Annotated in this window: 1 rRNA gene; it reads right to left on the reverse strand. The window is 49.8% G+C overall.

The annotated features are described in order from the left end of the window. A 23S ribosomal RNA gene (locus CD112_RS11465) occupies window positions 1-239 on the reverse strand; the annotation flags it as partial.

Below are 239 nucleotides of genomic sequence, written 5' to 3' on the forward strand. Positions count from 1 at the left end.
GTTCGATTGGAATTTCTCCGCTACCCTCAGTTCATCCGCTCACTTTTCAACGTAAGTCGGTTCGGTCCTCCATTCAGTGTTACCTGAATTTCAACCTGACCAAGGGTAGATCACCTGGTTTCGGGTCTACGACCAAATACTCAACGCCCTATTCAGACTCGCTTTCGCTGCGGCTCCGCATTTGCTGCTTAACCTTGCATCAGATCGTAACTCGCCGGTTCATTCTACAAAAGGCACGC

Origin of the sequence: Staphylococcus simulans (assembly GCF_002902285.1) — a bacterium.
In the GTDB taxonomy this organism is placed as follows: Bacteria; Bacillota; Bacilli; order Staphylococcales; family Staphylococcaceae; genus Staphylococcus; species Staphylococcus simulans.